Genomic DNA, 12,494 nt, shown 5'->3' on the forward strand with positions numbered 1-12,494 from the left:
GAAGGGACGTGATGGCGATGACCGCAACGACGCAGCACATCGGCCGTCGCACCACCCCGCACCACCCGCTCGCCGGGCTGCGCGCCCGCTGGGACGCCTTCGCCCTGCGGCACTTCCGGCGCGTCCAGGATGCCGAGTTCCGCCGGCTGCACGACGCGCTGCCGCTGCCCGCCCCGGAGCGGCACGACATGGAGGCCCCCGCCATGGAGGCCGCGTTCATGCGGCTGGCTGTCGACCACCCCGAGGCGGTCACCCCCGCCGACGGCGGCGCCCTGGCGCGCGACGCCGAACGCGAGCAGCTGCTGATCGCTGCCTGCGATCGCTGGTTCCGCGAGGCCCACCCCGGGCCCGAGCATCGCTGGCACCCCATGACCGTCGCCTCCTACCACCGGCTGATGAACGGCGTCCGCGACTGCTTCCACCCCGGCGGTGCGTCATGACCCGCCACACCGCCGACGCCGCCACCCGGGACCGGCTGCGCACGGCGCTGCGCGGCATGACCGGCCGGGCCGTCGCTGAAGTCCGCGTTACCCGTGTCCGCTGGCCGGAGGGGGAGCGCTGGGTCGTCATGCTCCTGGTCGCCGACGGCCGGGCCGCCTCGGGGCGCCGCGAGGTTCCCGTGCCCGAGGGCGCGCAGCACCGGAAGATCGCACTGCTGATCCGGGGCGCCTTCCCGGACGCCCGATGGGACGTCGCGCAGGACTACGACGTCACCACCGGCACGCTGCGCCAGCACGTCACCTCCGTGCCCGCCGCCTTGGCGGGAGGTGACGAGCTGTGAGCCCCGACGACTACGACCGGCTCTACGCCGAGTCCCGGGACCGGCCGGCCTTCTCCAACGGAGACGAGGGCTACGGGTGGATGGCCGCGAACTGCGACCGCTGCGTCCACGACAAGCCCACCCGCCAGGGCCGCGAAGCCGATGGCTGCCCGCTCATCCTGATCACGCTCATGGGCCGCACCCCGGCACAGTTCCTGGACGGGCCCCGTGACGAGCAGGGCCGGTACGGGATCGCCGACCAGTACCGGTGCACCGAGTTCCGAGGCGAGGACGACCCCGACCCGAACCCGCGGCCGGTGCCGACGCCGCCGGGACAGGGCGAGCTGCTGCCCCGCGGGCCCTTCGAAGGGCACCGCATGCTGAGCCCGCTCGCCCCGCCGGAACTCGCGCGCCAGGGCGGTGAGGACCGGTGAGCGGCGTCAAGGGCCGCTTCCGGGCCGACCACCAGCACGCCGCGCAGCAGGCCCGGCAGATGCCGGGGCAGTGGGTGCTCGCGGCCACGTACGGCAGCCGCGCCAGCGCAGTATCGGCCGCGCACCAGGTCCGCACGGGAGACCGGCTCCCCGCCTACCGGCCCGCCGGCTCCTTCGAAGCCCGCCACGAACTCACCCAGGACGGCGCGGACCTGTGGGTCCGCTACGTCGGCGCCGCACACGACTTCACCGCCTCGATGGCCGCCGGCCACACCGAGGACCTGGACGCCTTCTCCCGCCGCATGGACGCGGCCCGCACCCGCAAGGACGCCTGATGATGCACGACACCCGACACCCACTCGCCGGGCAGACCGTAGCCGTCACCGCCGACCTCCACGGCGCCGGACCCGGCGAGCACCAGTTCACCATCGAGGACTGGAACGACCGCATCTTCGGCCGGTCGTGGATGTTCATGGAGGGGAATCCGGCGTCCCTCGTGTACGCCGTGCGGTCCGCGCTGGCCGGCCTGCCGACGGACAACGAGGTCGTGTACGGCAAGGTCGGCGGGCTCGGGCACCTGGTCCACGTCAGCGAGCTTCCCGGTGGTGCAGCATGACCGCCCCCTCGTTCATACGCCGCTGGCGGGCCCGCCTGAACGACGCACAGACGACCCGGCTGCGCGCGCAACTGGCAATCGCCCGGACTGTCAACCGGACGCTGGAGCAGCGACTCGCCGACCTCCAGCACGCCAACGAGGCCGCCTACCACGAACTGTCCATCGAACGGGGCGCCGCCTGCGTGAAGACGAACTGCCCGTGGTGCCCGGCCCCGGCCAAGGACGGTGCCGCGTGATCGCGTACGTCTTCCTGTCCGCCGGCGTCGTCGGCACCGCCGCGGCCGTGTACTTCGCGGCCCCGGCCGGGCACGGCCTGCACCGGTACGTCGTCCCCCGCAAGCAGCTGCGCGCGGACATCGCCCGGCTGGAGCGCGAGGCCGACGACCTGGTGTGCCAGGTGATTCGCCTCATGACGGCGAACACCGTGGCGCACAAGGAGCGGGACCAGGCGCGCGAGGACCTCGCCGCCGCCCGCGAGGAGAACGCCGGCCTGCGGGAGGAACTGCGGGCCTTCGACTCGCTGTGCGCCGAGAACACCGAGCTGCGCGCCGCGCTCGACAACGCCCTCGCGATACGGCCGCTGCCGGTCGACGACGACGCGCCCACCGTGCCACAGGGCATCCCGGTCATCCCACTGCCTCAGGCTCCGATCGCGGCTCAGCCGTCGGAAGGCGCAGAGTGATGACCGAGTACTACCGCGACGATCAGGTCACGTTGCTGTTGGGCGACGCCCTGGAGGTGCTGCGCAGGCTGCCGCGTGCTTCGGTCGACTGCATCACTACCTCGCCGCCGTACTACAAGCAGCGTGACTACGGCACGCCCGGCCAGTACGGGCTGGAGGAGACGCCCGCTCAGTACGCCGACGTGATGCGCGCTGTCTTCCACGAGGCGAGGCGAGTGCTCGCCGACGACGGCACCTGCTGGATCAACCTCGGAGACTCGTACGTCTACCCGCCCGGCAGCGCGGGACGGCAAGGCAGAGGGCAGCGGTCCGGGCGCCGATTCACGGCCGAAGGGCTGTCCGGGACACGGGGCCTGGCGAACAAGAACCTCATGGGTGTGCCGTGGCGCGTCGCCCTGGCGCTCCAGGACGACGGATGGATCCTCCGTAACGAGATCATCTGGCACAAGACGTCGGCGATGCCCGAGCGCGTCGACGACCGGCTCTCCAGCAAGCACGAGCACGTCTTCCTCTTGGTCAAGCAGCGCCGGTACTTCTTCAGCCTCGATGCCATCCGGGAGAAGGCTCCCAGCGTGGGCGCCTCTTGGAGGGACCGCAAGGCCAACGGCGCCGACTTCCCCCGCCATGGGCTTGCAGGAGCAGCCGCTGTTGAAACGGTGCCCTCGCTCGCGTCCAGCCCGAAGGGCCCCAATCCCGGCGACGTATGGAGCATCGCGCCGGGCTCCTACCCCGAAGCCCACTTCGCCGTCATGCCACTGGAGTTGGCGCGGCGTTGCATCAAGGCCGGCTGTCGGCCCGGCGGAACCGTTCTCGACCCGTTCAGCGGGTCCGGCACGACCGGGGCCGCCGCTCGTCAGCTGGGCCGCCGCTACGTCGGCATCGACAACAAGGCCGCCTACCACGAACTGGCCAAGCAGAGGTTCCAGCAAGGCGTCCTCGCCTTCGACTCCGCCTGAGCCCCGAGACCCCGCCCGCCGCCGGGTGACCACCGGCCCCGGTGGCGGGCGGCACCACCACAGAAGAGAGCACCCATGTTCAACCGCAAGCAGACCCCCGCGGCCCCGGCCGCCCCGCACACCCCGGCGATCAGCCTGGAGAAGGTACCCGCCGGCCTCGTGTCGCTGGCGAAGACGGCTACGGTGTCGCTGGAGAAGAACGGCCTGTCCGGGCTGCGCGCCGCCGTGTACCTGGTCGCGGACCGGTCCGCGTCCATGCACCGCTACTACGCGGACGGCTCCGTCCAGCACCTCGCCGACCAGGCGCTCGGGCTGTCCGTGACCGTCGACGACGACGGCATCGTGCCGCTGGTCATGTTCGACTCCCAGCCCTACCCCGTGGTCGACGTCCACCTGGACCGCTACCAGGGCGCGGTCGCGCAGCAGCACCAGCTGCACGGCGGCGCCGCAACGATGGGCGGCACCCACTACACGATCGCGATGCGCACCGTCATCGATCACTACCTGAGCAGCCGGTCCAGCGACCCGGCGCTGGTCATTTTCCAGACCGACGGTGCCCCGCAGGACCCCGAGGACACCCGCCTTCAGCTCGTGCAGACGTCCAAGCTGCCGATCTTCTGGAGCTTCGTCGGGTTCGGCCCGGGCCGCGTTCGTTTCCTCACCGAGCTGGACACCATGCGCGGCCGTCTCCTGGACAACGCCTCCTACTTCCACGCGGGCCGCGACCCGATGAGCGTCCCGGACGCCGACCTGTACGACGGTCTCACCCGCGAGTTCGGGCAGTGGGTGCCGCAGGCCCGCGCGAAGGGACTGCTGCCGTGAGCGACGTCTGCCCCCGCTGCAAGCGGTACTACCCGTGCATCTGCCCGCCCCGCGCCGTCGCCGCGGTCGTCGCGACCGTGGCCGCTGTCGCTCTGCTGGCTGGCTGCGGCGGATCGGCCGGCCCGCACGGCACGGTCACCGGCAAGGAGCACGAGGACGCCCGTACGACGTGGCGCACCGTTCCGAAGACGAAGCAGCAGTGCACCACGAAGACCCGCCGTATCGGCAAGTCGACATCGACGTATCAGGACTGCCGCACCGTCCCGGACGGCACCCGCCGCGTCCACGAATTCCACCCCGAGTGCTGGGAGCTGGACCTCGACAGCGGTGACGAGGTGTGCGTCAGCGAAGACGTGTGGCGCGCCACCGCCGTCGGCGACGAGTACCCCGCGAGGTGAGCCGTGGCCTACACCGGAGCCGTCCCCGACACCGCGGCCCGCCCGCTCGACTGGCAGCGGCGGGCCCTGTGCCTCGGCATGGACACCGACGACTTCTTCGACGCGCAGAACGAAGCCGAGGCGAAGAAGACGTGCTTCGCCTGCCCTGTGCTCTACGACTGCCAGGCCTGGGTCATGAACCAGGAGAGGGGCAAAGGCCTCGCCCACCGGTTCGGCGTGGTCGCCGGGCTCACCGCCGCGGAGCGGTACGCCCTGGACCCGAAGGCTCCGAAGACGGAGCCGGACGGCAGCAAGCCGAAGGCGCAGCGGAAGGGGCCCAAGCACGGCACCCGGAGCTGCTACAAGGCCGGGTGCCGCCGCGAGGAGTGCGTGGCCGCCAACCGCGAGTACAACGAGCAGCTGAAGCGCCGCAAGGCACAGGGCGAGGCGCCGGCCAAGCCGGAGCGGCCCGACTGCGGTACCGGCGCCGGCTATCGCTGGCACCAGCGGCACGGCGAGCCCATCGACGAGGCCTGCCGCAAGGCGTACGCGCAGCAGCGGGCCGCCCGCAGGGCCCGGCAGCGGGCGCCGCACGTGTACCAGCTGTGGTCCAAGGGCTTGTCCGACCGGGAGATCGCCGACCAGCTCGGCGCCCGCGTCGGGACCATCAGCGCCATCCGTGACCGGCTCGGGCTCATCCCCAACCTGCACGTCCACCAGCGGCTGTGACCGGCCCCGCCTGGCGCTGCCCGTACGGCGGCTGCGACGCCTACGGCTACTGCCCCTGCGCAGAGGCCGCCGGGGATGGCGAGCCGCCGAAGACCCGCATCGACACCGTCCCGATCTCCATCGACGACTACGAACCCCAGGAAGACACCACCCCATGTCCCCGCTCAACCTGATCGGCATAGCGGTCGCCCTGCTGGCCCTCCTGCTGCTCTGCTTCAACCTGCCCGACAGCTGGTTCTTCGGCCTGCTGTGCCTGGCCTGCCTGTTCGGCTCCATGGGCGAGGCCTACCGGACGAACAACCCCGGCGCCATCGCCTTCATGGCCGCCGCCGCCCTGTTCGCCGCCGGCTCCCTGCGGGCAGCTTGGGCCGACCACCGCGCCCGGAAGGACAGTCGCTGATGGCCGTCCTCACCACCTGGGAGATCTTCACCATCGGCTTCCTCGGAGGCCTCGCCGCCATCGTCGGCCTGGTCCTCTTCGTGCTCCTGGCGCTCGCCATCTACGCCGCGATCGCCCGCCTGTACGAGGCCCTCGCCGACCGCCGCGAACGGCGCCGCGCGCTGAAGGACGGCCGCCGCCGGCTCGCCGCCATCACCACCCCCGACGACCTGAAGGACCAGCCGTGAACCCTGCGATACCCCGCCTGTTCGTGCTCCGCCGGGACCAGGACGTCACGGGCGTCTCCGGCCCCGGTGACGTCGCCGACGGCGTGCAGTGGCCGGACGGCACGGTCGTCCTGCGCTGGCGCGAGCGCCCGTCGACCTCCGTGTGGGACAGCCTGGAGTTGATGCTGTCCGTCCACGGCCACGACGGTGCCACCCGCGCCGTCTGGCTGGACGAGGACACCATCCCGGTGGCTAGCCACCTCGAGGCCGCCAACCGGGCGCAGCAGGAGATCGAGCGCCTGCGCGGCGTCGCCGGCCGGGCGTACCTGCTCGCCGACCGCTGGCAGGCCGCGCATGGTACGTCGATGTTCCTCGTGCGGGCGGCCGGCGCCGAACTCCGAGACGAGCTGGACGGCCCGGACGAGTGCGACCACCGGCTGATGCCGGTGCTGTCCGGCATCGTTCCCGGCGGTCCGTGTGTCGTGCGCGGACCGCACACCGAGCACAAGACGGCTGACGGCACTGCCTTCACCGCCATCGAGCCGGAGCCGACTGGTATCCGTGGCCTGCTGGAGCACGTCGGCATCGACACCCGCGGCCGGGACGTCAGCGTCGTCGGGCGCCTGGTCGACGCGGCAGCCGAGCCGTGCACGAAGCACCGCGGTGCGGAGCGGCAGCTGTACGGCTGCAACGGACCCGACCCCGCCGACAAGGAGGTCTGACCGTGGCCGTCACCGATCCCCGCGAGTCCCCGCACTGCTGGTCCTCCGCGGAGGTCTGCACGCCAGACGGTGTGGTCCGCACCGTTGCGTGCGGCCGTGGACGGCACCGCTGGGGGAAGCACCGGAACCGGCACGTCCGGTGGTCCTGCCCGCCCCGCTGCGCCTGCGTCCGTCACGCCCGCAGCCGAACCCAGCAGCCCAACACGGAGGCGTGACCCATGACCCGCATCGTCCGTCGCATCGGCAGCACTCCACAGCAGCGGGGCTCCGCCACTGGCGCCACCTGCCCTGACGTCCTCGAACTCGACTCCGGGGACTTCATCGTCATCGGCAAGCTGCCCGGCATCGGCACCGTCGTCACGGAGGCGTTCGCCGAACATGGCGCCAGCATCGGCTCCGACGAACGCGCCGTCATCGTCCCCCGGCAGTGCCTCGTCGACGCCGCCCGGCAGCTCGCCCGGGAGGACGCGTGATCTGCCGCCCGTGCCGTGACGCAGCTGACGGCGTGCCCGGCGCCCGCCACTGCGGCACGCCCGACCAGCCGTCCCCGCACTGCACGTGTGGACATCGGCCGCCCATCCGAAAGGAGGCCTGACGTGGCCAACCCCGACCGGCCGTGCCCGCACGAGAACTTCGCCGCCTGCGTCGCGGTCAACCGGCTCACCAAGAGTGACGACGATCCGACCGTGGTCGGCTACTCCGCCGACATCAAGGTCAACTGCCGAGACTGCGGTGAGCCGTTCCGGTGGACCGGCGCCCCCGCCGGGTCCTCGCCCCGACAACCGATGTGCAGCGTCGACGAGACCGAGCTGCGCGCACCGCTCCGCCCCGCCTCCGCCGACCCCGACTTCGGCATGGGCCTGCCCGGGTTCTCCGTCCGTTACAGGGAGGCCTGACGTGGCGCAACGCATCAGGGCCGCCGCAGTGGAGGACTTCCTTCGCGACCAAGGCCACGAGTTCAGCGTGTTCGAGGACGGCGACTGGGACCCCGGCGTCCGCGTCGCTCAGGCCGGCCGCCGTGCCGTGCACGTCTTCTGGGACGGGCCCGGCGAGGCCGACCAGCTCGACACCATCACCGGCGAGCTGCGGGCCGGCGGCTACCACGTCGTCGCCACGCAGCAGGACCGCGGCGGCCGTGGCCGCCTGGAGGTGACCCGCCCATGAGCGAGCGTCTCGTCATCGACTGCCACCAGCTCTATGAGAAGGAGTTCCGCAAGCCGGACGGCATGCGCGGCGTACAGGCGTGGCTGCGCGTCAACGGCATCGACCCGAACGCCGTGCCCGTCTGGTCCGAGCTGGTCATCGAGGACAGCGCCTTCGGCGTGGTCATCCGCTACGAGGCGTACCAGTGGAACGCGGACGGCCGCCCCTTCGCCGACCCCGATAACCCGGACCTGGTGGCCACCGAGGACCGCACCGCGCTCCTGGTGCTCCCGCCGCCGCGCGACTGGGTGACCGTGGTCGGGGGTGAGCAGCGATGACCGCGCTCGCACCCGAGCCGGCCGCCGCCACGCCGGACACGGATGACGAACTCACGCATGCCGTCTGCCTGTGCGACGAGGACCTTGCCCTGTGCGGCGCGGTGGTCGCCGGGAAGCAGTGGGCGAGCGAGAACGAAGACCTCGACTGCATCGTCTGCATCGACCTGGCCTACTTGCCCTGCGGGCGGTGCGGCCAGTGACCGCCCACCCGATCTCGGAGAACGCCGGGCACTGGTGGTTGGTGTGCGGGAAATGGCGGCGCCTGCACGCCGTGCCGGGCCCGGCCGTCGGCCCGCAGCAGATGCGAGACGCCATCGATGACAACCGGCCCCTGCCCGCCCGCGCTGCCTGCGGCATGCGCCGCCGCTGGTGGATGCCCGGCCTGTTCTCCCGCCTCGGACGACGCCGCTGCGTCCCGTGCTGCCGGGCCCTGAGCATTGAGCCCGGCTACGGCACCCCCGTGAACGAGATCTACCGCAAGGAGCACACCGATGGACGCTGAGCGCCGCGTCATCACGGTCTACCGACACGAGTGGGTGCTGAAGTCCCCCGCCCACCACACCGAGGTGGAGAAGGCCGTCCAGTCGGCCGACGCCGAACGAGCCCGGAAGGGCCGCAACCACCAGGTGAGCGACATCCAGATCACCGCGGCCGACAGCGAGGTGATCGTCTCCTACGAGGCGGAGCGGCCGAAGAGCCCGAAGCGGGGCGGCGTCGCCTTCCCCGAGCTGGAGGAAGCCGATGCAGACGCTTGACGGCCTGGTCGCCGACCTCGTCGACCGCTACCGCGGCGACGACCAGCACCCCGGCGACGGCGGGCCCGGCCTGATCCACCGTCTCGACACGCTCGGGCTGCGCACCCGGCAGCCGGCCGCAGGCGGTCACGCCCCGCCCGGGTCCCGGCCGCCGACGTCGCTGGAGGCGGTGTCGTGGTCGCAGCGGATTAAGAAGGAAGCGATCGTCCTGGACATGCAGCTGCGGCAGTCGGCGCGCACGCAGCGCTGGGACCGGGCGCTGAAGGCGGTCCCGCCGGGGGCGGAGGCCGCGGGCCGGGTGGGGGAGGTCGCGCGGATCGTGGGCCGGTGGCACGGCACGGTGCTGACGGTGCTGGGGTTGCGCGGCCCCAGCGTGCACTTCCGGCATGCGCTGTGTCTGGCGTGCGAGCAGCGGACGGTGTACGGCCGCGCGGACGATGACCGGCCGCGGGCGTGGTGCATCAACGACGCCTGCGAGGACGGGGACACGGGGGCGCCGGCGCGGTACGAGGGGCAGCGGCTGTACCTGTTGACGACGAACAGCACGGGGGCGCGGCGGGTGTCGTAGCGGGGGCCGGGCCGGGCGGCGGACGTGGCCTGTAGTGTCAAAGAAAGTACGACTAGGTGTTGTACTGTCTCGTACTTCCTCGTACAATGTTCTACATGGGGTCGGGAGAACGGCCCCGGTAGGAACCGTCCAGGGGGGTGCCATGAACCGCAGGATCACCGTCGCTGAGTACCTGGTCCGGCGCGGCCTCCCCGCCGACTGGCCGTACGGCTCCCCGCTCGGGCGCGTCGCCGCCCGGCTCTACCGGCAGACCTACGGCCGCGAGCCAGGCCGCGCCTGGCGGTTCATTAACGGCCGGTTCCGGCAGGTCATGACCTACGGGCCCGCCGAACAGCACATCCTCGCCCGCGCGTGGGAGCTGTACGGCTGCACCGCCGGACGCTACGTGCCCCGCCCGGCCGCCACCCGGCGCACCGGCCCGGTCTGGCACGGCAGCGGCGACGCCATGCGGTGGACGCCCACCCCGGGCCCGCTCCGCGCCCACCCGTAACCGCCCAACCATCCGAAGGGGGAGCCATGTCGGACACGCTGCTCAAGGCCCTGGACCTGATCGAACCGGGCGACCTCGTGCTCTACCACGGCAGCATCACCGAGCTGCACGGCCTGTACCTGGCCATCCCGTGCCCGTGCGAGATCTGCCGGGCCATGGACCGGCTCGGTGTCGCCGACGCCCGCTTCGCGCTGGTCGACCCGTGGCGGGAGCAGTCCGGCCCGTACCACGCCCGCCGCGAATCCATCACCCGCTCCGCCGCCTGCGGCTGAGCACACCGGCGGCCGGGCTCCCCACCCCCCGGCCCGGCCGCCCCCAGGGCCTGTAGCTCAGCGGTGAGAGCAGGGGTCTTAAACACCCCGGTCGTCGGTTCGACTCCGACCGGGCCCACCACCCACCACCCACCACCCAACCGATCCGAGGGGAAGCCGTGACCATCACCGACGTCAACACCGCCTTCGCGCAGGAGAAGACCGACCAGCTCAACGCCGCCCGCGAGCGGGAGCGCGCGTTCCAGGCCCGCATCGACCGGGGCGAGATCCGCATGGTCGGCGTCGACCGGTACGAGGTGCTTACCGGCTGGGACCGGGGCGAGGTCTTCACCGTGTCCCGGAACGCTCAGGGCCAGATCTCCGAGATCATCGCGCAGCACGGGCTCGACACCCGCGCGGACGGCACCATCGCTCTCTACGCGTCCTCGCCCGCCTGGCACGGCCTCGGGCAGATCATCCCCGGCGGCACCACGGACATCGACACCGTGCTGGAGCTGTCCGGCCTCGACTTCGACGTGGTCACCGTCCCCGCCCTGTACCGGTGGGGAGAGGAACTGCGCGAGCACGCCGACCAGCGGCACACCGTCCGCACCGACACCGGCGCCGCCCTCGGGGCCGTCGGGGCCCGCTACACCCCCATCCAGAACCGGCAGGGCTTCGAGTTCCTTCAGGAACTCGTGGGCCGCTACGACGTGGTGTGGGAGTCGGCCGGGCTGCTGCGCGGCGGGAAGCGGGTGTTCATCTCCATCCGGCTGCCCGAGGCGGTCCGGGTCGACGCCGACGGCATCAACGACGTGATCGTGCCCTACGTCGCCGTGATGAACGACCACTCAGGGAACGGCCAGTTCCAATGCGTCGTCACCCCGTGGCGGCCGGTCTGCGCCAACACCGAGCGCTTCGCGGTCCGGGACGCCGTCACCCGGTGGGCGGTCCGGCACACGGCCGGGGCCACCTCCCAGATCAAGGAAGCCCGCCGCACCCTCGGGCTCACCGTCCGCTACTTCGAGCGGTTCCAGGACGAAGAGACCGCGCTCGCCCGCACGGACATCGCCGTCGCCGACTTCCACCAGGTGATCTCCGACCTGTGGCCGCTGGACGACGACGCGACCGCCCGCACCCGCACCAACCACGCCCACCGGGTGGACGCCCTCACCGAACGGTTCGCCGTCGAAACCGGGCGCGTCGGACGCACCGCCTACGCGGCAGAGCGCGCCATCACCGGCTACCTGGACCACGTCGCCCCGAGGCGGCCCGGCAAGACCATGACGGAGGAGATCGCCCGCGCGACCGCCGTCATCGAGGGCGCCGACGACGACATCAAGTCCAGGGCCCACAAGCGGCTGCTGCTCCTGCGCACCGCCTGAGACCGGCGGCCGGGCACTCCCTCCCCCTCGGTCCGGCCGCCCTCCCAGGGCCGCGCCCCGCCCCTCCCCCCCACCGGGGCGCGGCCCGCACAACTCAAGATCGACGCAGCGTAGCTCAGTTGGCAGAGCGCGGATCTTATAAGTCCTGGGTCGCGGGTTCGAGTCCCGCCGCTGCGACGGACCGTAGACCGCCCGGCGGCCGGACATGCGACCCGCGCCACGGCGCACCGACTCGCTTCCCGCCGCCGGGCCCCCACCCACCCGGAGCACACCATGACGCACCCCGACCGGATCGCCGCGCTCGCCGCCGAGATGATCCGCCAGTTCAACCACGGCACGATCACTTTCACCGACGACTGGCGATACCCCGGCGACGCCTACAACGCGATCGGCCAGCTCGCCCACCTCGCCCGCATGCTCCCGCAGGCCATCCAGCAGACCGCCGGCCCCGTCACCCGCGCCCACCAGGACAGCCGGCTCACGGTCGCCGGGGGCGGCGACCCGGAGCGCACCACCGCGCACCTGACCGCCGCCCTGGAGACGGCCTCCAGCATCGCCGGCCTGCTCGCCGAGGCGCTGGACCACGCACACGCCGTCGCCGCCTCCATGGACTTGGACACCAGCGGCCTGCCCGAGTTCCAGGAGTGACCGTGGCCGACTGCCACCACGTGATCGCCCACTGGACCACCGAGGAAGAGCGGCAGCAGATCACCGACGCCATCGCCTACGCCCGGCAGGTCGGGGACGTGCAGGCGCTGCCGCTGCTGCTCGCCCGCCTCACCCAGCCGTGCGACGCCCGCACCGCGCCGGCGCGCGCCACCCACGACACCGAGGGGGATGGGCAGTGAGCCAGCCGCCCG

Annotated in this window: 27 protein-coding genes and 2 tRNA genes; all 29 read left to right on the forward strand. The window is 72.2% G+C overall.

Annotated elements, in window-relative coordinates:
- The first annotated feature begins 17 nt into the window (after positions 1 to 17).
- Complete coding sequence (locus ACZ45Q_RS30225; protein ID WP_468267141.1) at positions 18 to 440, forward strand: hypothetical protein; 423 nt, start codon at positions 18 to 20, stop codon at positions 438 to 440.
- Positions 437 to 781: a hypothetical protein gene (locus ACZ45Q_RS30230; RefSeq protein WP_468267143.1), complete on the forward strand. Its 345-nt coding sequence runs from the start codon at positions 437 to 439 to the stop codon at positions 779 to 781. Before ACZ45Q_RS30225 ends, ACZ45Q_RS30230 begins: the two co-directional genes overlap by 4 nt.
- Positions 778 to 1,194, forward strand: a complete 417-nt coding sequence (locus tag ACZ45Q_RS30235; protein WP_468267145.1) for a hypothetical protein — start codon at positions 778 to 780, stop codon at positions 1,192 to 1,194. The genes ACZ45Q_RS30230 and ACZ45Q_RS30235 overlap by 4 nt, the downstream gene beginning before the upstream one ends.
- A complete protein-coding gene (locus ACZ45Q_RS30240) occupies positions 1,191 to 1,529 on the forward strand; it encodes a hypothetical protein (RefSeq protein ID WP_468267147.1) in 339 nt (112 codons plus the stop codon). The genes ACZ45Q_RS30235 and ACZ45Q_RS30240 overlap by 4 nt, the downstream gene beginning before the upstream one ends.
- A gap of 2 nt (positions 1,530 to 1,531) precedes the next feature.
- Entirely contained in the window at positions 1,532 to 1,810 is a 279-nt protein-coding gene (locus ACZ45Q_RS30245; RefSeq protein ID WP_468267149.1) for a hypothetical protein, read from the forward strand.
- Positions 1,807 to 2,046 (forward strand): hypothetical protein, encoded by a 240-nt coding sequence (locus ACZ45Q_RS30250; protein WP_468267151.1) that lies wholly within the window; start codon positions 1,807 to 1,809, stop codon positions 2,044 to 2,046. The genes ACZ45Q_RS30245 and ACZ45Q_RS30250 overlap by 4 nt, the downstream gene beginning before the upstream one ends.
- Positions 2,043 to 2,492, forward strand: coding sequence for a hypothetical protein (locus ACZ45Q_RS30255; RefSeq protein WP_468267153.1), 450 nt, complete (start codon positions 2,043 to 2,045; stop codon positions 2,490 to 2,492). The genes ACZ45Q_RS30250 and ACZ45Q_RS30255 overlap by 4 nt, the downstream gene beginning before the upstream one ends.
- Positions 2,492 to 3,448 (forward strand): DNA-methyltransferase, encoded by a 957-nt coding sequence (locus tag ACZ45Q_RS30260; RefSeq protein ID WP_468267155.1) that lies wholly within the window; start codon positions 2,492 to 2,494, stop codon positions 3,446 to 3,448. Before ACZ45Q_RS30255 ends, ACZ45Q_RS30260 begins: the two co-directional genes overlap by 1 nt.
- A gap of 75 nt (positions 3,449 to 3,523) precedes the next feature.
- Positions 3,524 to 4,270: a VWA domain-containing protein gene (locus tag ACZ45Q_RS30265; protein WP_468267157.1), complete on the forward strand. Its 747-nt coding sequence runs from the start codon at positions 3,524 to 3,526 to the stop codon at positions 4,268 to 4,270.
- Entirely contained in the window at positions 4,267 to 4,668 is a 402-nt protein-coding gene (locus tag ACZ45Q_RS30270; protein ID WP_468267159.1) for a hypothetical protein, read from the forward strand. Before ACZ45Q_RS30265 ends, ACZ45Q_RS30270 begins: the two co-directional genes overlap by 4 nt.
- Positions 4,669 to 4,671: 3 nt before the next feature.
- A complete protein-coding gene (locus tag ACZ45Q_RS30275) occupies positions 4,672 to 5,376 on the forward strand; it encodes a WhiB family transcriptional regulator (protein ID WP_468267161.1) in 705 nt (234 codons plus the stop codon).
- Between the two features lie 154 nt (positions 5,377 to 5,530).
- On the forward strand, positions 5,531 to 5,776 hold the full coding sequence (locus tag ACZ45Q_RS30280) for a hypothetical protein (RefSeq protein ID WP_468267163.1): 246 nt from the start codon (positions 5,531 to 5,533) through the stop codon (positions 5,774 to 5,776).
- On the forward strand, positions 5,776 to 6,003 hold the full coding sequence (locus ACZ45Q_RS30285; RefSeq protein ID WP_468267165.1) for a hypothetical protein: 228 nt from the start codon (positions 5,776 to 5,778) through the stop codon (positions 6,001 to 6,003). Before ACZ45Q_RS30280 ends, ACZ45Q_RS30285 begins: the two co-directional genes overlap by 1 nt.
- Positions 6,000 to 6,704, forward strand: a complete 705-nt coding sequence (locus ACZ45Q_RS30290; RefSeq protein ID WP_468267167.1) for a hypothetical protein — start codon at positions 6,000 to 6,002, stop codon at positions 6,702 to 6,704. The genes ACZ45Q_RS30285 and ACZ45Q_RS30290 overlap by 4 nt, the downstream gene beginning before the upstream one ends.
- A gap of 218 nt (positions 6,705 to 6,922) precedes the next feature.
- Positions 6,923 to 7,177 carry a hypothetical protein gene (locus ACZ45Q_RS30295; protein WP_468267169.1) on the forward strand — a complete coding sequence of 85 codons (255 nt, stop codon included), beginning with the start codon at positions 6,923 to 6,925 and terminating at the stop codon, positions 7,175 to 7,177.
- 123 nt (positions 7,178 to 7,300) lie between these two features.
- The gene (locus ACZ45Q_RS30300; RefSeq protein WP_468267171.1) at positions 7,301 to 7,600 is read left to right on the forward strand and encodes a hypothetical protein; all 300 of its coding nucleotides are present in this window, start codon (positions 7,301 to 7,303) and stop codon (positions 7,598 to 7,600) included.
- 1 nt (position 7,601) lies between these two features.
- Positions 7,602 to 7,868 (forward strand): hypothetical protein, encoded by a 267-nt coding sequence (locus ACZ45Q_RS30305; protein WP_468267173.1) that lies wholly within the window; start codon positions 7,602 to 7,604, stop codon positions 7,866 to 7,868.
- Positions 7,865 to 8,185: a hypothetical protein gene (locus ACZ45Q_RS30310; RefSeq protein ID WP_468267175.1), complete on the forward strand. Its 321-nt coding sequence runs from the start codon at positions 7,865 to 7,867 to the stop codon at positions 8,183 to 8,185. Before ACZ45Q_RS30305 ends, ACZ45Q_RS30310 begins: the two co-directional genes overlap by 4 nt.
- Positions 8,182 to 8,385, forward strand: a complete 204-nt coding sequence (locus ACZ45Q_RS30315) for a hypothetical protein (protein ID WP_468267177.1) — start codon at positions 8,182 to 8,184, stop codon at positions 8,383 to 8,385. Before ACZ45Q_RS30310 ends, ACZ45Q_RS30315 begins: the two co-directional genes overlap by 4 nt.
- Positions 8,382 to 8,687 (forward strand): hypothetical protein, encoded by a 306-nt coding sequence (locus ACZ45Q_RS30320; RefSeq protein WP_468267179.1) that lies wholly within the window; start codon positions 8,382 to 8,384, stop codon positions 8,685 to 8,687. Before ACZ45Q_RS30315 ends, ACZ45Q_RS30320 begins: the two co-directional genes overlap by 4 nt.
- Positions 8,677 to 8,940 carry a hypothetical protein gene (locus ACZ45Q_RS30325; RefSeq protein ID WP_468267181.1) on the forward strand — a complete coding sequence of 88 codons (264 nt, stop codon included), beginning with the start codon at positions 8,677 to 8,679 and terminating at the stop codon, positions 8,938 to 8,940. Before ACZ45Q_RS30320 ends, ACZ45Q_RS30325 begins: the two co-directional genes overlap by 11 nt.
- Positions 8,927 to 9,508, forward strand: coding sequence for a hypothetical protein (locus ACZ45Q_RS30330; protein WP_468267183.1), 582 nt, complete (start codon positions 8,927 to 8,929; stop codon positions 9,506 to 9,508). Before ACZ45Q_RS30325 ends, ACZ45Q_RS30330 begins: the two co-directional genes overlap by 14 nt.
- 142 nt (positions 9,509 to 9,650) lie before the next feature.
- Positions 9,651 to 9,998 (forward strand): hypothetical protein, encoded by a 348-nt coding sequence (locus ACZ45Q_RS30335; RefSeq protein ID WP_468267185.1) that lies wholly within the window; start codon positions 9,651 to 9,653, stop codon positions 9,996 to 9,998.
- A gap of 26 nt (positions 9,999 to 10,024) precedes the next feature.
- Entirely contained in the window at positions 10,025 to 10,270 is a 246-nt protein-coding gene (locus ACZ45Q_RS30340) for a hypothetical protein (protein ID WP_468267187.1), read from the forward strand.
- 46 nt (positions 10,271 to 10,316) lie between these two features.
- Positions 10,317 to 10,391: transfer RNA gene (locus ACZ45Q_RS30345), tRNA-Leu, on the forward strand.
- Between the two features lie 37 nt (positions 10,392 to 10,428).
- Positions 10,429 to 11,634 carry a DUF932 domain-containing protein gene (locus ACZ45Q_RS30350; RefSeq protein WP_468267189.1) on the forward strand — a complete coding sequence of 402 codons (1,206 nt, stop codon included), beginning with the start codon at positions 10,429 to 10,431 and terminating at the stop codon, positions 11,632 to 11,634.
- 104 nt (positions 11,635 to 11,738) lie between these two features.
- Positions 11,739 to 11,811 (forward strand) — tRNA-Ile (locus ACZ45Q_RS30355).
- 96 nt (positions 11,812 to 11,907) lie between these two features.
- On the forward strand, positions 11,908 to 12,282 hold the full coding sequence (locus ACZ45Q_RS30360) for a hypothetical protein (RefSeq protein WP_468267191.1): 375 nt from the start codon (positions 11,908 to 11,910) through the stop codon (positions 12,280 to 12,282).
- A gap of 2 nt (positions 12,283 to 12,284) precedes the next feature.
- Positions 12,285 to 12,482, forward strand: coding sequence for a hypothetical protein (locus ACZ45Q_RS30365; RefSeq protein WP_468267193.1), 198 nt, complete (start codon positions 12,285 to 12,287; stop codon positions 12,480 to 12,482).
- Positions 12,483 to 12,494: the final 12 nt, after the last annotated feature.

The sequence above is a fragment of the Streptomyces sp. NPDC031049 genome, assembly GCF_055571015.1.